At 65.2% G+C, this 19,829-nt stretch carries 18 protein-coding genes; 7 read left to right on the top strand and 11 right to left on the bottom strand.

The window, feature by feature from the left end; all coding sequences use genetic code 11:
• Positions 1-33: 33 nt before the first annotated feature.
• From BG023_RS13245 to bchF, 7 genes are read right to left on the bottom strand one after another with little or no spacing between them, the layout of a single operon-like run.
• Positions 34-1,470, bottom strand: a complete 1,437-nt coding sequence (locus BG023_RS13245) for a BCD family MFS transporter (RefSeq protein WP_069310861.1) — start codon at positions 1,468-1,470, stop codon at positions 34-36.
• Positions 1,467-2,171, bottom strand: a complete 705-nt coding sequence (gene bchM, locus BG023_RS13240; RefSeq protein ID WP_069310860.1) for a magnesium protoporphyrin IX methyltransferase — start codon at positions 2,169-2,171, stop codon at positions 1,467-1,469. The genes BG023_RS13245 and bchM overlap by 4 nt, the downstream gene beginning before the upstream one ends.
• A complete protein-coding gene (gene bchL, locus BG023_RS13235) occupies positions 2,171-3,067 on the bottom strand; it encodes a ferredoxin:protochlorophyllide reductase (ATP-dependent) iron-sulfur ATP-binding protein (RefSeq protein ID WP_069310859.1) in 897 nt (298 codons plus the stop codon). Before bchL ends, bchM begins: the two co-directional genes overlap by 1 nt.
• A 17-nt stretch (positions 3,068-3,084) precedes the next feature.
• The gene (locus tag BG023_RS13230; protein WP_069310858.1) at positions 3,085-6,732 is read right to left on the bottom strand and encodes a magnesium chelatase subunit H; all 3,648 of its coding nucleotides are present in this window, start codon (positions 6,730-6,732) and stop codon (positions 3,085-3,087) included.
• Positions 6,722-8,293, bottom strand: coding sequence for a ferredoxin:protochlorophyllide reductase (ATP-dependent) subunit B (bchB, locus tag BG023_RS13225; protein ID WP_069310857.1), 1,572 nt, complete (start codon positions 8,291-8,293; stop codon positions 6,722-6,724). The genes BG023_RS13230 and bchB overlap by 11 nt, the downstream gene beginning before the upstream one ends.
• A 3-nt stretch (positions 8,294-8,296) precedes the next feature.
• Positions 8,297-9,601, bottom strand: a complete 1,305-nt coding sequence (locus BG023_RS13220) for a ferredoxin:protochlorophyllide reductase (ATP-dependent) subunit N (RefSeq protein WP_083234702.1) — start codon at positions 9,599-9,601, stop codon at positions 8,297-8,299.
• Complete coding sequence (bchF, locus tag BG023_RS13215; protein ID WP_069310856.1) at positions 9,598-10,137, bottom strand: 2-vinyl bacteriochlorophyllide hydratase; 540 nt, start codon at positions 10,135-10,137, stop codon at positions 9,598-9,600. Before bchF ends, BG023_RS13220 begins: the two co-directional genes overlap by 4 nt.
• Before the next feature lie 278 nt (positions 10,138-10,415).
• Here bchF and BG023_RS13210 point away from each other — a divergent pair, with 278 nt between their 5' ends.
• The 7 genes from BG023_RS13210 (at position 10,416) to BG023_RS13180 (ending at position 17,280) form a co-directional block, all read left to right on the top strand.
• Entirely contained in the window at positions 10,416-11,288 is an 873-nt protein-coding gene (locus BG023_RS13210; RefSeq protein ID WP_069310855.1) for a cobalamin B12-binding domain-containing protein, read from the top strand.
• Positions 11,289-11,301: 13 nt separating this feature from the next.
• Positions 11,302-12,723, top strand: a complete 1,422-nt coding sequence (gene ppsR / locus BG023_RS13205) for a transcriptional regulator PpsR (protein ID WP_069310854.1) — start codon at positions 11,302-11,304, stop codon at positions 12,721-12,723.
• 302 nt (positions 12,724-13,025) lie between these two features.
• On the top strand, positions 13,026-13,940 hold the full coding sequence (gene chlG, locus BG023_RS13200) for a chlorophyll synthase ChlG (RefSeq protein WP_069310853.1): 915 nt from the start codon (positions 13,026-13,028) through the stop codon (positions 13,938-13,940).
• Entirely contained in the window at positions 13,940-15,304 is a 1,365-nt protein-coding gene (locus BG023_RS13195) for a BCD family MFS transporter (protein WP_069310852.1), read from the top strand. The genes chlG and BG023_RS13195 overlap by 1 nt, the downstream gene beginning before the upstream one ends.
• Positions 15,301-16,497, top strand: coding sequence for a geranylgeranyl diphosphate reductase (locus BG023_RS13190; RefSeq protein WP_069310851.1), 1,197 nt, complete (start codon positions 15,301-15,303; stop codon positions 16,495-16,497). Before BG023_RS13195 ends, BG023_RS13190 begins: the two co-directional genes overlap by 4 nt.
• A gap of 23 nt (positions 16,498-16,520) precedes the next feature.
• A complete protein-coding gene (locus BG023_RS13185; protein ID WP_233993007.1) occupies positions 16,521-16,991 on the top strand; it encodes a TspO/MBR family protein in 471 nt (156 codons plus the stop codon).
• Positions 16,992-17,013: 22 nt separating this feature from the next.
• Positions 17,014-17,280 (top strand): hypothetical protein, encoded by a 267-nt coding sequence (locus BG023_RS13180; protein ID WP_150122883.1) that lies wholly within the window; start codon positions 17,014-17,016, stop codon positions 17,278-17,280.
• A gap of 107 nt (positions 17,281-17,387) precedes the next feature.
• Here BG023_RS13180 and pufM read toward each other — a convergent pair whose 3' ends face one another.
• The 4 genes from pufM to pufB form a co-directional block, all read right to left on the bottom strand.
• On the bottom strand, positions 17,388-18,359 hold the full coding sequence (gene pufM, locus BG023_RS13175) for a photosynthetic reaction center subunit M (RefSeq protein WP_069310849.1): 972 nt from the start codon (positions 18,357-18,359) through the stop codon (positions 17,388-17,390).
• 15 nt (positions 18,360-18,374) lie between these two features.
• Entirely contained in the window at positions 18,375-19,199 is an 825-nt protein-coding gene (gene pufL, locus BG023_RS13170; protein ID WP_069310848.1) for a photosynthetic reaction center subunit L, read from the bottom strand.
• Between the two features lie 97 nt (positions 19,200-19,296).
• Complete coding sequence (pufA, locus tag BG023_RS13165; protein WP_069310847.1) at positions 19,297-19,488, bottom strand: light-harvesting antenna LH1, alpha subunit; 192 nt, start codon at positions 19,486-19,488, stop codon at positions 19,297-19,299.
• A 91-nt stretch (positions 19,489-19,579) separates the two neighbouring features.
• Positions 19,580-19,726: a light-harvesting antenna LH1, beta subunit gene (gene pufB / locus BG023_RS14610; protein WP_017664714.1), complete on the bottom strand. Its 147-nt coding sequence runs from the start codon at positions 19,724-19,726 to the stop codon at positions 19,580-19,582.
• Positions 19,727-19,829 lie beyond the last annotated feature (103 nt).

Genomic DNA, 19,829 nt, shown 5'->3' with positions numbered 1-19,829 from the left:
CGGTGAGGATACGGGACGGGCGGGTACGGGTAATCATGTCGGAAACTCTCTCAGGCCAAAGGGCTGGTTGAGCGGGTCATCGGCATCCGGGGCGTGGTCTCGCGCACGACCCACAAGCGGGCCGATCGCGGCGAGGCCAACAAGCAGCAGGGCAATCTCGAGCGTATAGACGGTGCCATATCCGGCCGCGCGGGTCGCAACGCTGGCGGTAGCGCCGTGCCCGATCAGCAAGGCCACGCCGTCGCGCAGCAATCCGCCCAGCGCGATCCCGGCACCTGCACAGGTCGCCTGCACCGCGCCCCAGGCGCCCAGCGCAAGGCCGGCCGTTTCATATCGGGCGATGTTCATCGCTTCCATCAGCGTGCCCACCGAGAACAGCCCGAGGCCGACCCCGATGGTGAGTGCGCCGGCATAGAGCATCAGCGGCGCGGCAAAGGGGCCTGCGAACAGGACCAGCAGGAAGGCATTGATCCCGATCACGAGGCCCAGACCCGCCAGGCGCAGCGGGTCCCATCCGCGGGCAAGGAAGCGGCCCGACGCCATGAAACCCATCAGCGAACCCAGCGCCCAAGCGCCGGTAAGGCCGGTGGTCGCGCCGACCGAAAGGCCGAGTATTTCACCGCCATAAGGCTCCAGCAGCGCATCCTGCATGGCAAAGCCCGCCGCGCCGATCCCGATCGCGGTAAGCAGGCGCGCGTTGCGGCCATCCTTGACGAAGGCCTGCCACAGTTCGGAAAAGGTCGGGGTCTCGCGATCAGGCGCGGTTACCTGAGGATTGCGGGCTTCCTGCTTCCACAGTGCGGTAATGTTGAGCACCATCGTCAGCACGGCTGCACCCTGGATCACCTGCACCAGCTTGGTGGGGCTGTAATCGGCCAGCAGACCGCCGATCACGAAGGCGGCGAACATCATGCCAATCAGCAGCATGACATAAAGCAACGCCACCGCGCGCGGGCGCTTGTCTTCGGGCGCGAGGTCGGTGGCGAGCGCGAGGCCCGCCGTCTGCGTGACGTGAAAGCCGATGCCGGTCAGCAGGAACGCTGCTGTTGCGCCGAGCAGGCCGATATTGAAGTCCTTGGCCTCGTCGAGAAGCAGCAGGGCGAAGGGCATGATTGCGAGCCCGCCGAACTGCATCAGCGTGCCGAACCAGATATAGGGCACCCGCCGCCAGCCGAGCACCGAACGGTGCGTATCGGACTTGTGCCCGATCAGCGCGCGGAACGGCGCGACGAGCAGCGGTACCGCGATCAGCAATGCGACCAGCCAGGTAGGCGTGCCCAGTTCAACCACCATCACCCGGTTCAAAGTGCCGTTGAGCAGCACCATCGCCATGCCGACGCTGACCTGGAACAGGGCAAGGCGCAGCAACCGGGGCAGCGGCAGGTCCGCGCTCGCCGCGTCCGCAAACGGCAGCATCTGGAAAACCAGTGCTGTCCAGTGCGGCGGGGAAGGGCGGACCGGGCGGTTCATCCGTGTCTCACCAATTCAAGTGCCTGCGAGGTGTAGAAGCCCGAGGCGATACGTTCGGTCCGGCCGATGCTCCAGCCCGACAGGCGCGACAGCCGCGCGCGCAGATCGTCCTCGGCCACCGGCACGATCGCGGGGCTGCGGTCGGACTTGGGGAAGACCTTGCCGATATTGTGCATCGCCGCCAGCAGCGTGGTGCGCGGAGCGAAGGTGAACAGGATCGAGTTCGTGGTGCGCTCGGCCAGCACCGAAAGCGCGTCGACCAGATCATCGGGCTGGTAGTGGATCAGCGAGTCCATCGCGACCACGTGGGCAAAGGTACCGAGCCCGGAATCGAGCATGTCGCCGCTGCGCCAGTGGATCCGTCCGTGACCGATGAAGGACGGTGTCCGCTCGCGCGCGACATCGACGAGGCCTGCGGCGACATCGATCCCTGTGACTTCCGCGCCGCGGCATGCAGCGGCAATGGCAAAGGCGCCCGTGCCGCATCCGGCATCAAGCACGCGGGTGCGGCGCAGATCCAGCGGCAGCCAATCGAGCAAGGTCGCGCGCATCGCCTCGCGCCCGGCCCGCACCGTGGCACGGATGCCGCTAACCTTGGCATCGGACGTGAGATCAATCCACGCCTGCCGCGCGGTGCTGTCGAAATAGGTCGCCAGCGCCTCGCGCCGGTCGTCATATTCGGAAGGGAGCCGCGTCGCCATCACTCGAACCCCAGGAAGTCGAAGATGTCGCGGTCCTTCATCGGCTGGGCGGCCGAAGGTTCGACCCCGTCCCACAGCATCTGCGCGAGGCGAAGATATTCGTTCTGCGCGGCGACGACCTCCGGATCATCGCCCATCTCGAACAGCGTGCACTTCTTGAGGCGGCTGCGGCGGATCGCATCGACATCGCGGAAGTGGGCGAGGCGCTGCATTCCGATCTTGTCGCAGAAGCGGTCGATTTCGTCGGTCTCGCGGCTGCGGTTTGCCACCACCCCGGCGAGGCGCACGTCGTAGTTTTTGGACTTCGCCCCGATCGCTGCGACGATGCGGTTCATTGCGAAGATGCTGTCGAAATCGTTCGCTGCGACCACAATCGCGCGTTCGGCGTGCTGCAAGGGCGCGGCAAACCCGCCGCACACCACATCGCCCAGCACGTCGAAGATCACGACGTCGGTTTCCTCGAGCAGGTGGTGCTGCTTCAGCAGCTTGACCGTCTGCCCGACGACATAGCCGCCGCAACCCGTACCCGCCGGCGGTCCGCCCGCCTCGACGCACATCACGCCGTTATAGCCTTCGAACATGTAGTCTTCGGGCCGCAGTTCTTCCGAATGGAACTCGACCGTTTCGAGCACGTCGATCACCGTCGGCATCAGCTTCTTGGTGAGGGTGAAGGTGCTGTCATGCTTCGGATCGCAGCCGATCTGGAGCACGCGATGGCCGAGCTTCGAAAAGGCCGCCGACAGGTTCGAGGAGGTGGTCGATTTCCCGATCCCGCCCTTGCCATAGACCGCGAAGACCTTGGCGCCCTTGATCCTGTCGGAAGGATCGAGCTGAACCTGAACCGAGCCCTCGCCATCGGGCGGGGTGAAGTTAGAGCGGGGGGTGTGCAGGTTCATGTTGATCTATCCCTTGGTCATTCGGCCGGGAACACGCCTTCGAGGCGGTCCTCCAGCTCGTCATTGGCTTCGCGCAGTGCGGCGAGCGTGGCTTCGTCGGGCTCCCACAGGTGGCGGTCGCAGGCTTCGAGCAGGCGTCCGGCAACGCGCGCGGAGCTTTTCGGATTGAGCGCCGAGAGGCGCCGGCGCATGTCGGCGTCGAGCACGAAGGTCTCGGAAATCTTCTGGTAGACCCACGGGGCGACCTGCCCGGTGGTGGCCGACCAGCCCAAAGTGCTGGTCACATGGCCCTCGATCTGGCGCACGCCTTCGTAGCCATGTTCGAGCAGGCCTTCGAACCACTTGGGGTTCAAGGTGCGGGTGCGTGCTTCGAGGTCGATCTGTTCCGCGAGCGTGCGCACCTTGGTGCTGCCGCGTGTTGCGTCGAGGATATAGACCGGGGTTTCCGCGCCCTTCGCCCGCGCCACCGAGCGGGTCACGCCGCCGAGGCCATCGACATACTGGTCGACATCGTTGATGCCGAGCTCGATGCTTTCGAGGTTCTGGTAGGTGAAATCGACCGTGCCGAGCGCGCTCTGGAGGAGTTCGCGCTGCTGCACCGGCTTGCCGCTGACCCCGTAAGCAAAGCCCTTGTTGCTTTCGAAGGCGTTGGCCAGTTCATCGGGATCGGCCCAGACGCCGCCCTCGATCATCTGGTTTACGTTGGCGCCGTATGCCCCTTCGGCATTCGAGAAGACGCGCAGAGCAGCGGTTTCGAGATCGCAGCCGTGCCGCGCCTGATGCTCGAGCGTGTGCTTGCGGATGAAGTTCGCCTCCAGCGGCTCGTCGGTCTGGCTGGCAAGCAGCGCGGCTTCGGCCAGCATGCGGGTCTGCATCGGCAGAAGATCGCGGAAGATGCCCGAGAGGGTCACCACCACGTCGATCCGCGGACGGCCCAGCTCTTCGAGCGGGATCAGTTCCGCGCCGGCGAGGCGGCCATAGGTGTCGCGCCGCGGCCGTGCACCCATCAGCGTCATCGCCTGCGCGATCTGGACGCCTTCGGACTTCATGTTGTCGGTGCCCCACAGCACCATCGCGATGCTTTCGGGGAAGGGCTCGCCGCTATCGACATGGCGAGCGATCAGCCGCTCGGCCTGTTCGCTGCCCATCCGGCAGGCGAAGGCAGATGGCAGCAGGAAGGGATCGAAGCCGTGGATGTTCCGCCCGGTGGGCAGCACATCGGGATTGACCACCACATCGCCGCCCGGCGCGGGCGCGACATAGCCGCCGTCGAGCGCATGGATCAGCGCGCCCAGTTCATCCGAGGAATCGAGCAGCGCTGCTAGGCGGGCGCGATCAGGAGTGGGGCCATCAAGCGCGCCCGCTTCCATCATCGCATCGAGCATATCCTCGGCTTCCGCGCCCGAGGGGTTGCGGCCGAAGACGTGGAGCCCGTGCGGGATCAGCGCCTGTTCCACCTCGTAAAGCCGCGCGGGCAGTTCGCCGATGTCTGTATAGGTGATGTCGAGCGCTTCGCACTGGTCGGCGATGAGCTGCGCGAGATCGGCGCGTTCTTCCGCATGGTCAGCATCGTCGATGGTGGCGCGCCAGCGCTCGACACTCGCCTTGAGCTCGGACAGGCCCTTGTAGAGCCCGGCCTGCGCCAGCGGCGGCGTGAGATAGCTGATAAGCGTCGCGCCCGAACGGCGCTTGGCCAGCATCCCTTCGGATGGGTTGTTGGCCGCATAGAGATAGAAATTGGGCGTGTTGCCGATCAACCGGTCCGGCCAGCATTGGCCCGACATGCCCGCCTGCTTGCCGGGCATGAATTCAAGCGCGCCGTGGGTGCCGAAATGGAGGATCGCGTGCGCGCCGAAATCCTCGCGGATATAGCGGTAAAAGGCGCTGAAGGCGTGGGTCGGGGCGAAGGTGCCCTCGAACAGCAGTCGCATCGGATCGCCTTCGTAGCCGAAGCCCGGCTGCACCCCGACGAAGACGTTACCGAACTGAGCGCCCTGGACGAGGATATGCCCGCCGTCCGAAAGCTGTTTGCCGGGAGCAGGGCCCCAGGCGGCCTCGATCTCGGCGAGGTGGGGTTCGCGCCGCACGTGTTCGTCGGCAGGGATGCGGTGCGCGACATTGGCGTCGCTGCCAAAGCGCTCGGCATTGCCCTTGAGCAGCGCGTCGCGCATGGCATCGAGGCTTTCGGGCACTTCAACGCTGTAGCCCTCTGCCTTGAGACGCTGGAGCGTGGCGTAGAGCGATTCATGCACCGCCATGAAGGCAGCCGTGCCGGTCGCGCCAGCATTGGGCGGGAAATTGAACACCACGACGGCGAGCTTGCGGCGGGCGCGCTCGGCGCGGCGCAGGCGGATCAATCCGAGCGTGCGTGCGGCCAGCGCCTCGGCACGTTCGGGGCAGGCCTGCATCGGACGGGTCTTGTGCGAGGCAGGGCGCGCGCACTTGCGCTCGCAGCCCGAACAACCTTCGCCCGACGGCCCCGCGCGTCCGCCAAACACGCTCGGCACGACAGCGCCGTCAAGCTCGGGCAGTGCCACCATCATGGTGGACTCAAGCGGCAGCAGGCCTTGCGGGCGGTGCGCCCATTCCTCGATCGTCTGGAACTCGATCGCATGGGCGGCCAGGTAGGGCAGATCCAGCCCCGCCAGGGTCTCGCGCGCGGCTGCCGCATCGGAATAGGCCGGACCGCCGACCAGCGAGAAGCCGGTGAGGTTGACGATCGCATCGACCGTGGGACGGCCATCAGGGCCGATAAAGAACTGTTCGATGGCAGGGCGCGCATCAAGGCCGCTGGCAAAGACGGGCACCACCTTCATCCCCGCCGCCTCGAACGCGGCAATCGCGCCATCATAATGCGCGCTGTCGCGGCCAAGCAGATAGGAGCGCAGCAGGATCAGGCCCACAGCGCCCTCGCGGCCCTCGCCACGGGGCAGCAGGCGCAGGCTTTCCGAGATGCGTTGCTGGGTGGCCGGGTGATAGACTCCGGTTTCGGGATATTCGAGCGGCGCATCGGCCTTGGTGATGCCGCGGCGATACATCCGCTCGCCCGCTGCGTAGCGATCGATCAGCGCGCGCACCATTGCGACGACGTTCTCGTCAGAGCCAGCGAGCCAGTATTGCAGGGTCAGGAAATAGGCGCGCACGTCCTGCGCCGTGCCCGGGATGAAGCGCAGGATCTTGGGCAGGCGGCGCAGCATCTTCATCTGCCCCGCGCCCGAATTGCCGCCCGGCTTGCCGGCCTTGCCCGCGTTGCCGCGCAGCTTCTTCAGCAGGGCGAGCGGGCCCTTGGCGGGCGCATCCATGCGGTAGCCGCCCATCTTGGTCAGCTTGACCACTTCGCCCGCGCTCATCAGGCACACCATCGCGTCGCATTCCTCGCGCCGCGCTTCGAGTGCCGGCAGGATGGCGCGGATGTGATCATCGAGGAAAAGCATCGTCGCGATGACGATGTCGGCCGAAGCGATGGCGGATTTGACCGCTTCCAGTTCGCCGGCGTCGCTGCCCCATTCGGAGGCTGCATGAAGGCTGAGATCGATTGCCTGCGCGCCCAGCGCCTCCTGCGCCCGGTCAACTGCGCCCTTGAGGTGATTGTCGAGCGTGACGATCACCACCCGGACGGGTGCACGCGGGTCCAGCGAGGACGGGGAGGGCACGCTACCGTGCATAATGCGCCTTGGCGTCGTAGAGCGTTTCGAGGTCGATCTGGCGGCGGCCTTCGGATGCGGCGAAGTTCTCGGTGTTGCGGCGCGCCTTGCCGCGCACGAAGAACGGTATCTTCTTCAGTTCGCGCTCGGCCTCGGCGGTCCAGAGCGAGCCATGCTCTTCGGTGAGCGACGGGGCGGGAATGTCCGCGACCGGCGCTTCCGAGACGGCATCCACCGCTGGTTTGCGCGGGGAGTGTGCAGCATGGTGCGAAGCGCCCGCCTCGTCGGAAAATTCGAAATCCTCGCGGAACATGGTCAGCAGGTGTTCTTCCAGCCCCATCACCAGCGGATGGACCCAGGTGTCGAAGATCACGTTGGCACCTTCGAACCCCATCTGAGGGCTGTGGCGCGCCGGGAAATCCTGCACATGCACCGGCGCAGAGATCACCGCACAGGGAATGCCCAGCCGCTTGGCGATGTGGCGTTCCATCTGCGTGCCGAGCACCAGTTCGGGCGCGGCGGCGGCAATCGCGTCTTCGACCGCGAGGTGATCGTCGGTGATCAGCGCCTCAATCCCGCAGCGGGCGGCTTCGGCGCGGACTTCGCGGGCGAATTCGCGGGCGTAGCAGCCCAGACCGCAGACCTCGAAGCCCAGCTCCTCGCGCGCGATCCGAGCGGCGGCGACGGCATGGGTCGCATCGCCGAAGATGAAGACGCGCTTGGAGGTGAGGTAGGTCGAATCGACCGAACGGCTCCACCAAGGGAGCCGGGAAGAGGTGTCGCCGAGGGCAGGCGTGGGATCTGCACCTGCCAGCTCGGCGACGTCGGCAATGAAAGAGCGGGTTGCTCCCACGCCGATAGGGATGGTCCGCACACAGGGTTGAGCGAAAGTGCGCTCAAGCCAGCGGGCGGCCTCATCTGCGATTTCAGGGTAGAGGACGATGTTGAAATCGGCGGCGCCGATGTTCTTGATGTCCTCCGGGGTGGCACCCAGCGGGGCGACGAGGTTTACCTCGACATCCAGCAGGGCAAGGATCTTGCGGATCTCGACCAGATCGTCGCGGTGGCGGAAGCCAAGCGCCGTGGGGCCGAGGATGTTCGCGCGCGCCTTACGGCCTTCTCGCGGCTCGCGCGTCACCGTGGTGTCCGCGAGGTGGCGCACGATCTGGTAGAAGGTCTCAGCCGCACCCCAGTTTTCCTTGCGCTGGTAGCTCGGCAGTTCGAGCGGGATCGCAGGGATGGGCAGGCCCATCGCTTCGGCAAGCCCGGCCGGATCGTCCTGGATCAGCTCGGCGGTGCACGATGCGCCGACGATGATCGCCTGCGGATTGAAGCGGGAGACAGCCTCTTGCGCGGCGTCCTGGAAAATCTGCGCGGTGTCCTTGCCCAGATCGCGCGCTTCGAAGGTGGTGTAGGTCACCGGCGGGCGCTTGCCGCGCCGCTCAATCATGGTGAACAGCAGGTCGGCGTAGGTATCGCCCTGCGGTGCATGGAGCACGTAGTGGAGCTTCTCCATCGCGGTCGCCACCCGCATCGCCCCCACATGGGGCGGGCCTTCATAGGTCCAGACCGCCAGCTGCATCGCCTAGACCTCCAGCAAGTCCCGGCGCCGCAGCGGCCGGGCAAAGAGTTCGGCGAGATCGGCGGCTTGGTCAAAACCGTGGATCGGCGAGAAGACGAGTTCGATCGCCCACTTGGTGGTGAGGCCTTCGCCTTCGAGTGGGTTGGCAAGGCCGAGCCCGCAGACGGTGATATCGGGCCGGTCGGCACGCACGCGGTCAAGCTGGCGCTCGACGTGCTGGCCTTCGCTGAGGCGCACGTTCGGACCGAAACTCTCAAGCTCGCGCGCCAGATGTGCGCGGTGGAGATAGGGCGTGCCGACTTCGACCAGCTCCATGCCCAGCTCGTCCTGCAGATAGCGGGCGAGGGGAACTTCGAGCTGCGAGTCCGGCAGGAAGCTGATGCGCTTGCCTTCAAGCTGCGGGCGCAGTTTTGACAGCGCGATCCGCGCGCGCTCACGCCCGGGGGCGAGCACCTGTTCGGTCAGCGCAGCATCGACACCGAACTCGTGGGCGGCAGCGCGCAGCCAGTCGGACGTGCCTTCGACACCGAACGGGAACAGCGCCTCAATCCGTTTCGCGCCGCGGCCTTCAAGCGCCATCGCGGTATCGCCAAGGAAGGGTTGGGCGAGAAGGTAACGCGTGTTCGGGCCAACGCTCGGCAAGTCGCGCGCGTTGCGGGCCGGCAGGCAACCGACGTTCGTGATGCCGAGATCGGCGAACAGGCGCAGGAACTGGTCTTCGACAATGTCGGGCAGGCTGCCGACGATCAGCAGCTGCTTGGCTGCATCGGGCGCGGCGGCAGGCATGACCGGCACCAGCGCGGCGAGGCAGGCATCCTCGCCCTGGGTGAAGGTCGTCTCGATCCCGCTGCCCGAATAGTTGAGGATCCGCACCCGCGGCATATGCACCGCGCCGAGGCGTTGCGCGGCCTTGGCCAGATCGAGCTTGATCACTTCGGAAGGACACGAGCCGACGAGGAACAATGTGCGGATGTCAGGGCGGCGTTCGAGCAGGCGGGTGACCACCCGGTCAAGCTCGTCCTGCGCATCGACCATGCCGGCCAGATCGCGCTCTTCCATGATCGCGGTGGCAAAGCGCGGCTCGGCAAAGATCATCACGCCGGCGGCCGATTGCAGCAGGTGGGCGCAGGTGCGCGAGCCAACCACAAGGAAGAAGGCGTCCTGCATCTTGCGGTGCAGCCAGATAATGCCGGTGAGCCCGCAGAACACCTCGCGCTGGCCGCGTTCACGCAGCACCGGGCGCTGGCTGTCCGCTGCCGGACGCGCCAGTTCGGCTGCGCAGCCATCGAGGAGGTCGGCCGCGCTCATGCCGCTACCGCCCGCGAGGGGGTGTTGCCCTCAAGCCGTGCCATGCGGAGTTTCCAGAGGAACTGGCCCGCATTGATGACGTAGGCAGCATAACCCGCGAGGGCGACCAGCAGCCGTTGCTCCGTGGTTCCGATCCCGCCGAACAGCAGGACGAGGTAGAGGCTGTGCAGCGCCAGCACGAGCATCGAGAACACGTCTTCCCAGAAGAAGGACGGGGCGAACAGCCACTTGCCGAACACCACCTTCTCCCAGATCGAGCCGGTGATCATGATGGTGTAGAGGACGAGGGTCTTGATCACGATCGAGACATCGGCCGCAAAGGCGCCTTCGCCCGTCGTAAGGGTGCGGATGACAAGTCCGAGGCTGATCAGGAAAACGAGAAACTGCACGGGTGCCAGCACACCCTGAACCACGGTCCAGACCGACTCGTCGCGCCTCTGGCGCTCCTGCGCGGTGTAGAGCGCACGGGTATTGCCCCTCTCGTGGCCCGCCCCTTTCACCGTGGTTCCAGGTTCGACCGGGGATGCCTGATCCATCCGAGTCATTTTAGTGCGTTAGCCTTTTCTCTCAGACTCGGAGACTACGCCCGTTCCAACATAAGTGTCAACTCAATTGGACGTTTATATAAATTGACGCATTGGGTCTAATCGGGGACGACGTTTGCGCCCGGCCAGAAAAAGGCGTAGGGTTGAGTCGCTGGCTTTTCGGGATCAGGGCCAAGGCCGCTTTTCTGGGGCGGTCACTACCTCCTGCGGAAGGTTCGTCCGCACGACCTGGGAGGGTCTGACGAATGGGAGAGTCACGGGCTTCGAGCATGTTCAGCGCCGGATCTGCGGTCTGGCGCGAGGTGATCTCCGCGCCGCTGGACCGGGTGCGACGGCGGGGGACTGGGCCGACGCTTGATCATCCCGATTCGGTCAACACGATCATCGAAACTGAAATTATCCCCCGCTTGCTGATGGCCCACAGCAGCGGCGAGGCGCGTGCCTATGTGCGCGGAAGCCAGGCCATCAACCCTGAGGATGCCGCGCGCTTTGCTCGCCTCCCGCTACAGCTCGAAGCAGCCGGACTGATCGAGGAGATCGACGCCTTCCTTGAGCGAGGTGTCAGCGTCGAGACGGTCTGCATCGATCTGCTGGCCCCGGCGGCCCGCAAGCTGGGCGAGATGTGGGAACGCGACGAATGTGATTTCGTCGATGTTACAATGGGTTTGTGGCGCCTTCAGGAAGTGATGCGCGACATTGCCGCGCGCGCGCCCGAAGATCATGACAACCACGCTCCGCCGCGCAGTGCGCTGTTTTCGCCGATGCCGGGTGACAACCACCAATTCGGCGCAATCATGATCGAAGAGGTCTTTTCCCGCGGCGGGTGGAAAAGCGATGTGCTGATCAAACCCGAACGGCGCGAATTGCTCGATCGACTCACGCGCGAACGGTTCGATCTGGTCGGATTGACCCTCGCCCGCGATTGTCCTAGCGCCGCGCTCGGCAACCTAATCAAGGCGATGCGCAATGTGTCGGCCAACCCCAATCTTTTCGTGCTTGTTGGCGGACGCATGATCAACGACAATCCGAGTGTGGCAATCGAGGTCGGGGCAGATGGCACAGCGCCCGATGCGCTTGCCGCGCTGGAGCTGGCCAACTCCATGGTGAAGGTTTCCGCAGCCCGTGATCTGAACCTGCGGTAAGCCCACCCAGCCCATGCTCACGCGCAAACACAGCATCGAAGGCAAGCATCCGTTCGGAAAGGCGGCGGAGCTGTTCAATTCGCTCGATGCCGATGCCGCGATGAAGCTGGCGATGGTGGCAGGCGATGTCACTCTGGTGCTCGACGATACCGGAACCATCCTCGATGCGGCCTTCGATCCGCGCGAATTTCCGTCCTTTGCCGAGATGGTCGGAACCAATTGGATCGAGACCGTAACCGACGAAAGTCGCCCGAAAATCATGGAGATGCTTGCCGCTGCCCGGCGCGGTGAAGTGCAGCACTGGCGGCAGGTCAACCACCCCTCGCGCGATGGCGACGTGCCGATCCGCTATGCCGTACTCAGCGTTAACGGGGGCGAGCATCGCATCGCTTTCGGTCGCGATCTGCGCGAAGCTGGCAAGCTCCAGCAACGCCTGCTCCAGGTCCAGCAATCGCTTGAGCGCGACTATCTCAAGATGCGCCAGCTTGAGGCGCGTTACCGGATGCTGTTCGAACGGTCGACCGAGCCGGTGCTGATCGTCGAGGCAGGGACCTTGCGCATCCGCGAGGCGAACCCTGCCGCGCATGTCCTGGTGGGTGCCCGCTCAGCCAGTCTTCCGGGCAAGAAGCTACTGACTTTCATCGATAAGAACTCGCATGATGCGATGCAGTCGCTGATCGGTGCGGCGCTCGTATCCGATACGGTCAGCCCGGTTCGCGTGCGGATCGCCAAGGCGACGCGCGAGGTGATGGCATCGGTGGTCGGCTTCTCGCAGGATCGCGGGCAGTTCCTGCTCGTCCGGCTGGTTCCGGCGAGTGACCGGCCAGCAACGGATTATTCGCCGGTGCTCGAGCTGGTCGACGTGATGCCCGATGCCTTCGTGGTGGCCAATAGCGACCTCGAAATTGTCACCGCCAACGCCGCATTTGTTGAGCTTCTTCAAGCTGCTAGCGTTGATCAACTGCGCGGACGGCACCTGTCGGAATCGCTCGGCCGGCCGGGTATCGACCTCGATCTGATCGAGGGCCAGATCGATCAGCACGGCGCGGCGCGCAATGTCGCCACGGTGCTGCGCGTGGGCCATGATGTTGACGGCGAACCGATTGAATTGTCAGCGGTAAGAACCTCGGGCGAAGATGCCTATTACGCCTTCGTGATCCGGCCGATCGGCCGCCGCCTGCGTGATCTGCCGCCCGGATCGCAGGATATGCCGCGCTCGGTCGAGCAGTTGACCGATCTCGTCGGGCGTATGTCGCTCAAGGACATTGTACGCGAAAGCACTGATCTGATTGAGAGATTGTGCATCGAGGCGGCGCTCAACTACACTTCGGACAATCGCGCTTCGGCCGCCGAGATCCTCGGCCTTTCGCGCCAGAGCCTCTATTCCAAGCTCCACCGCTACGGGCTGGGCAACCTCTCCGGCGAGGACGAATAAGCCGCACGTGTAGGGCAATCCGGCGCATGCCAGCTCCGGGTGCCAAATACCCCAAAACGCCCTTCAACACAGGGTCTGGGCCAGCCTGGAGGGGGTCTAGCAGGGGTCTAACCGGGGTCTAAGGTGGGTCTGGGCGAAATCGCGCTGAAATAGCCCATTTCCCTACTGTCAACCGAATGCGCTGGTCCAAAATGGACATCCGGGATCGGCATTTACGATTTTTCGTACCAAAATCGGCAATCCACAGAAATACGGTGTCAAAACAATTTGACGCATTGTGGTGTCAGGCATAGCCTTTCCCCATGGAGCATTCGGTGCCTTCGACTCGCGCAGAGCGCCAGCCCGCAGGACGGCCGGCGCCGCGCGATGTGCTCGAACTGCTCAAACCCATCACCTGGTTTCCGCCGATGTGGGCCTTCATGTGCGGGGCGGTCTCGTCCGGCGCCGGGCTGGAGGGGCGCTGGTGGTTCGTCGCAGGCGGCGTGCTGCTGGCAGGGCCGCTGGTGTGCGGCACCAGTCAGGCGGTCAACGACTGGTTCGATCGCCACGTCGATGCGATCAATGAACCCGATCGCCCGATCCCCTCGGGACGTATTCCGGGGCGCTGGGGCCTCTACATCGCGATCATCTGCACGTTGATATCGGCGGCGGTCGGCTGGCTGCTCGGCCCGCTGGTGTTTCTCGCCGCGCTGGTTGGGCTCGCCTTTGCCTGGGGCTATTCGGCCCCGCCGTTCCGCTTCAAGACCAGCGGTTGGACAGGGCCGGCGGTGGTCGGCTTTACCTATGAAGGGCTGAGCTGGTTCACCGGTGCCACGGTGATGCTAGGCGCGCTGCCCAAGCCCGAAGTGCTGATCGTGCTCGCGCTCTATTCGCTGGGCGCGCACGGCATCATGACCCTCAATGATTTCAAGGCGGTCGAAGGGGACCGCGCCACGGGCCTCAAATCGCTTCCGGTGACGATGGGGGTGAGCGGGGCCGCGCGCTTTGCCTGCATGACCATGGCGCTGGCGCAGGTCGCGGTGATCGTGCTGCTCGCGCTGTGGGGTCTGACCTATTCCGCGCTGATCGTGGCCGGCGTGCTCGCCGCGCAGATCGCCGCGATGCCGCGCCTGCTGCGCGATCCCAAGCTCTATGCGCCCTGGTACAACGGCGTGGGGGTGACACTCTACGTGCTCGGGATGCTCGGGGCGGCGTTCGGACTGGGGGGCTATTTCTGATGTTCGGCGATCTCTCACCCGCGCGCGCGCCGGTGCGCCCCGCAGGCTTCGGCTGGCTGGCGATTGTCCGCATCGGCCTTGTGCAGGCGGCAATCGGCGCGCTGGTGATGCTGGCGACGACCGTGCTCAACCGGCTGATGGTGGTGGAGTTCAAGCTCGCCGCCGCGATCCCGGCAGGATTGGTCGCATGGCACTATGCGGTGCAGCTCGGCCGCCCGCTGTGGGGCCACGGATCGGACAAGGGCGCGCGGCGCGTGCCCTGGATCATCGGCGGGGTGGCGGTGCTCGCTGCTGGAGGCCTGCTGGCGACCCAGGCGACGCTGATGATGGGAAGCGATTTCGGCACTGCCATCGCGCTCGCGGTGCTGGCCTATGCGCTGATCGGCGCGGGCGTGGGCGCGGGCGGCACGTCGGCGCTGGCCCTGCTCGCCAGCGGGGTTGCACCACAGCGACGCGCCGCGGCCGCGGCGGTGACATGGATCATGATGGTCGGCGGGATCGTCGCTTCGGCGATCACTGTCGGCAGCCTGCTCAAACCCTATTCGCCCGAACGGCTGATCGAGGTCGCGAGCGGTCTCGCGCTGGTGATGGTCGCGCTGACGGCGCTGGCGACCTTCCGGCTGGAGCGGCAGGCGGGCCATTTCCGCGACACCGCCGAAGATGCGCCGCCGCCCGATTTCCGCGCTGCCCTGGCCGAGATCTGGCACGAGCAGGCGGCGCGGCGGTTCACCATCTTCATCTTCGTCTCGATGATCGCCTTCTCGATGCAGGATTTGATCCTCGAACCCTTCACCGGCCTGATCTTCGATCTTTCGCCCGGGGAATCGACCAAGACAGTCGGCCAGTTCCACCAAGGCGGCATCCTGATCGGCATGATCCTCGCCGGGATCGGGGGCAGCGCCTTCACCGGCAAGCGGCCCGATGGTCTGCGCGTCTGGGTGGTGTGCGGGTGTCTGGCGTCGGCGGCAGGGCTGGGGGCGCTGGCGGTTGCCGCGACCAGCGGACCGCCGTGGCCGCTGCCGCTCAACCTGTTCGTGCTCGGCTTGGGCAACGGCGTGTTCGCGGTTGCCGCGATCGGCGCGATGATGGGGCTGGCCGGGGCGGGCGAGAATACCCGCGAAGGCGTCCGCATGGGCGTGTGGGGCGCCAGTCAGGCCATTGCCTTTGGGCTCGGCGGGCTGATCGGCGCAGTCGGGCTCGATACGGCCCGGCGGTTGCTGGGAGATGATGGCGCGGCTTTCGAACTGGTGTTCGCGCTCGAGGCGGGGGCTTTCGTGCTCGCCGCGATATTGGCGGTCAAGGCGACCGGGGCGCAGGCCGTCCGCGCAAGCGAGGCACGGCGCAAGGGGGAGGTATTCGCATGAACGAGACGATCTATGATGCCGTTGTGATTGGCGGCGGGCCTTCGGGCGCGACGGCGGCGACCGATCTGGCGCTGGCGGGCCATTCGGTGCTGCTGCTTGAGCGCGGCGGGCGGATCAAGCCCTGCGGCGGCGCGGTGCCGCCGCGCCTGCTTGCCGATTTCGACATTCCCCAGAGCCTGCTGGTCGCCAAGGCGCGTTCGGCACGCATGATCGCGCCTTCGGGCCGTGCGGTCGATATGCCGGTGGGCGAGATCGGCTATGTCGGCATGGTCGATCGCGACGAGTTCGACGAGTGGCTGCGCGAACGCGCCCGCCATTCGGGGGCCGAGCGGCTCACGGCCACCTTCGAGAAGATCGAGCGCGATGATCACGCCCACCCCATCGTTACCTTCCGCCGCAACCGCAACGGCCCGCTCGAAAGCGTGCGCGCGCGGGTGGTGATCGGGGCGGACGGGGCGCGCTCGGCGGTGGCCAAGCAGTGCCTGCCGGGAGCCGAGCGGGTGCCCTGCGTCTTCGCCTATCACGAGATCATCAAGTCGCCCGAGCGCAACACCGAGGCTTTCGATGCCTCGCGCTGCGACGTGTTCTATCAGGGCCGCCTCTCGCCCGATTTCTATGCCTGGGTGTTCCCGCATGGCGATACCGCGAGCATCGGGGTGGGCAGCGCCAACAAGGGCTTTTCCCTGCGCGGCGCAATCGCGACGATGCGCGACGATCTCGGGCTCGAACGCTGCGAGACCGTGCGCCGCGAAGGCGCGCCGATTCCGCTGAAGCCGCTGAAGCGCTGGGATAACGGCGCGGATGTGATCGTCGCAGGCGATGCTGCGGGGATTGTCGCCCCGGCATCGGGCGAGGGCATCTATTACGCGATGGTCGGCGGGCGGATGGTGGGCGAGGCTGCCGCCGCCTTCCTCAAGACCGGCGAGGCCAAGCAGCTGCGGATGGCGCGCAAACGCTTCATGAAGGAGCACGGCATGGTGTTCCGCGTCCTCGGGGTGATGCAGTATTTCTGGTATTCCTCCGACAAGCGCCGCGAACGCTTCGTCACCATGTGCGATGACAAGGATGTGCAGGAACTGACCTGGCAGGCCTACATGCACAAGAAGCTGGTGCGCGCCAAACCGATGGCGCATGTCAAGATCTTCCTCAAGGATACTGCACACCTGCTAGGCTTGAGGGCCGCAACGCGCTAGACCTGCCTTCGATGAGCAGATTGATGATCATTCCGGTCACCGTGGCGACCATCGCGGCGCTGTGTGTGGCCGCGCTGGGCGCCACCATTACCGATCTCGGCCCGTGGTATCAGGCGCTCGTCAAGCCGGACTGGAACCCGCCCGATGTGGTGTTCCCGATGGGCTGGACGGTGATCTATGCGCTGGTCACGGTGGCCGGCATCACCGCATGGCGCGCCGCCCCGACATCGGCGGCGGCCGAGTGGGTGATCGGCCTGTTCGCCCTCAACGGCTTTCTCAACATCAGCTGGAGCCTGATCTTCTTCCGCCTCCAGCGCCCCGACTGGGCGTTCTTCGAGGTGCTGCTCCTGTGGATCTCGATCCTCGCGATGATCCTCTATTGCGGCCGCTTTTCGCGCAAGGCGGCGCTGCTGCTGTTGCCCTATCTTGCATGGGTCAGCTTTGCCGCCAGTCTCAACTGGGCCGTCGTCCAGCTCAACGGCCCGTTCGGCTGAGAGCGCGGCGAGCGGCGCGCCCATGATGGAGTGGCTGTTCGCCTCGGGCCATGCAGCCGATATCGTGCTCGGGGTGCTGCTGATCGAGGCGGGCTGGTTGCGCCTGTCGCGGCGCTGGAGCTGGGGCGCGATTGCCGCGCTGCTCGGCCCGGCGGTGCTGATGATACTCGGCCTGCGCGCGGCGCTGACCGGCGCGGCATGGTGGTGGATCGCCCTGCCGCTCGCCGCCTCGCTCCCGCTGCACCTGATCGATCTGCGCGCCCGGCTGGCCCCACGCGATCCCGACTAGGCGAACCCGGCATCCTCAAACAAAAGCCGGCCCGGAGCGCAGAGCTCCGGGCCGGCCTTCGTAATGGCAGTGGCGGGATGCCGTCGGGAGCGTCCCGCCGCTTGCCCTTATTGTCCGGTCGATGCGGAGATGGCGCCGCTCGGATCGTAGTTCTCTGCGGTCGGCGCGTACCAGTGGTCTTGCGCCCACAGGTACCAGTTATCGACCACAGTCCCGGTCAGCAGGATGCCGATCCCGCCGGTCAGCGTGGTCAGCACCGCAAACCACCAGGCCCAACGGTGGATCGATTCAAACGTGGCGTTGAAGCCCATCACCCAGCGCCAGAACAGCGCGCCGCGCTCGGCTGCCGTGCCGCGATCGGTGATCTGCTCGATCTCGCGCTCGCCGCCGTAACGGCCAAGAGCAAGGATCGTCGCCCCGTGCATCGCGAACAGCACCGCCGACCCGTAAAGGAAGGCGATCGAGAGCCCGTGGAACGGATTGTAGAACAGGTTACCGTAGGTCAGCGAGAAGTTGTTGGTCCAGTCGAGGTGGCTGAAGATGCCGTAAGGCACCGCCTGAGCCCATTCGCCCATCAGCATCGGGCGGATGAAGCCCAGCACCAGGAACAGCCAGATCGCCGAGGCAAAGGCCCAGGGGATGTGCATCCCCATGCCCAGCGCCTTGGCCCGCATGTAGGTACGGGCCCACCAGCACAGCACCGAGATGGTGAGGAACGCGCCGGTCAGGATGAACCAGCCGCCCTTTTCCAGCGGCACGAAGAAGCTGAAGCCGTATTCCGGCCCCGGAGGATTGAGCGAGAGCCAGAAGAGCTCGCGCATGAACCCTTGCGGGCTCCATCCGACCTGGGCCCAGAAGTTGAGCCCGATGATCAGGATCGCAATCCCGCCGAAGGCGAGGCTGAGCGTGCCGAGCAGGCCGAGATAGACCGGGCCGATCTGGGCCTGGCCCAGCTTACCGAGCCAGTAGTTGTGCCCGACGAAGGGCAGGCGCCCCTCGCTACCGTCGAGGTGCGGGACGCCCATTTCGGGCGGCCCTTGCACTTGCACCTGGGTAAAGATGTTTTGATATGTCGCCATGATTCAGGGCTCCCCTCAGGACCAGATCGGGATCTTTTTCCAGAATTCCCAGAATTCGATCCAGCTGCCGACATACAGAGTGCCGGAAATGACGATGCAGACGGCGCTCCAGAACGCAGCAGAAAGCGCGAGGAAGAGCCCCACCCGGTGAATGCCGAGCGTCCCGACCGAATAGCCGATGAAGTCCCGGAAATAGGTGTCTTCGTATTCCGGCGACTTGACGTCGGTCCCGCCCGTCGGATTGACCGCCGAGAGCACCAGACCACCATGCAGCGCGAGCGCGAGACAGTTCGTGAAGAAGAACGTGATCGCGAGCATGTGCACGGGGTTGTAGTGGAAGTTGCCGAAGGCGTACCCGACCCCGGACACCCACTCGAGGTGGGTCCAGATGCCATAGGGGAAGCCGTTACCCCATGCGCCCATCAACAACGGGCGGATGACGTTGAGCGTGACATAGGCCAGCACCGCGACGCTGAAGGCGATCGGGACGTGGTAGCTCATGCCCAGCTTGCGGGAGATCTCCGCCTGCCGCAGCGCCCATGATGAGAAGGCGATGACAGCGCAGCCGGTGATGATCTGCCAGTAACCGCCCTGTTTGAGCGGAGCCAGCGACAGGCCGTATTCAACCGGTGGCGGGTTGATCGAGATCAGCCAGGGATTGAGCGTCGGACCCTGCGTCGCAGCGGCGAAGATCAGCATGGTGCCCAGAAGGGCGCTGATTGCCGTCGTCACTCCAAAGAATCCGACATAAAACGGCCCGACCCAGAAGTCGAAAAGGTCGCCGCCGATCAATGTGCCACCGCGCACGCGGTATTTCCGCTCGAAACTAAGGAGCGCCATAGATCCATCCTCCCCGCCTCAAGGGCGGGTGCTTGAATTGCCGAACAAGTGTTAGGAGGCAGGCAGGCGAACCTGCCCCCTCACATTTTGCAAGCCGTTACGTGGCCGCCGGAGCTTCCGACGACTCGAGAGCGGCTGCTGCAGCCGGCGCAGCACTGGCGTCTTCAAGCCAGTTGTAACGATCGGTGCTGAGCAGGATGAAGTGGATGGTGAACGCCAGAACGGCGAGACCAACGTGAAGCGCCACGAGGGTGCGACGGACGTCAAAATAGTACCAAAGTCTCCACATGGGGAATTCCTTTGAGAAATTGAAAAAGAGCAGCGTTTCAGCCGGTTGTCATGAGATTACCCCATGACGAAGGGCTGGCCAGTGCTGTTGATCAGATGGGCAGCCAGGGCTTGTCGGCCCAGACCAGCGCATGAGCGACGAGCGCGATCACCACGTAGATGGTGAAGGTGCCCATGAAGCCCTTGTGGATTTCCTGAGCCTCTTCAGGCGTCAGGTGAGTCCCGATGCGTTCATTCATTGGGTTTTCTCCGTTCAGTTGGGTGTGAGTGGAAGCCCGAAGGCCCCCGTCGGCATCCCCGCGTGATCCCCCACGTGGATTGGAGAGCCCCCTTTTGGATGGG

Source organism: Porphyrobacter sp. LM 6, assembly GCF_001720465.1.
Taxonomy (GTDB): domain Bacteria; phylum Pseudomonadota; class Alphaproteobacteria; order Sphingomonadales; family Sphingomonadaceae; genus Erythrobacter.
Note: the sequence above shows the minus strand (reverse complement) of the source record. Positions and strands in the feature narration are given on the sequence as shown.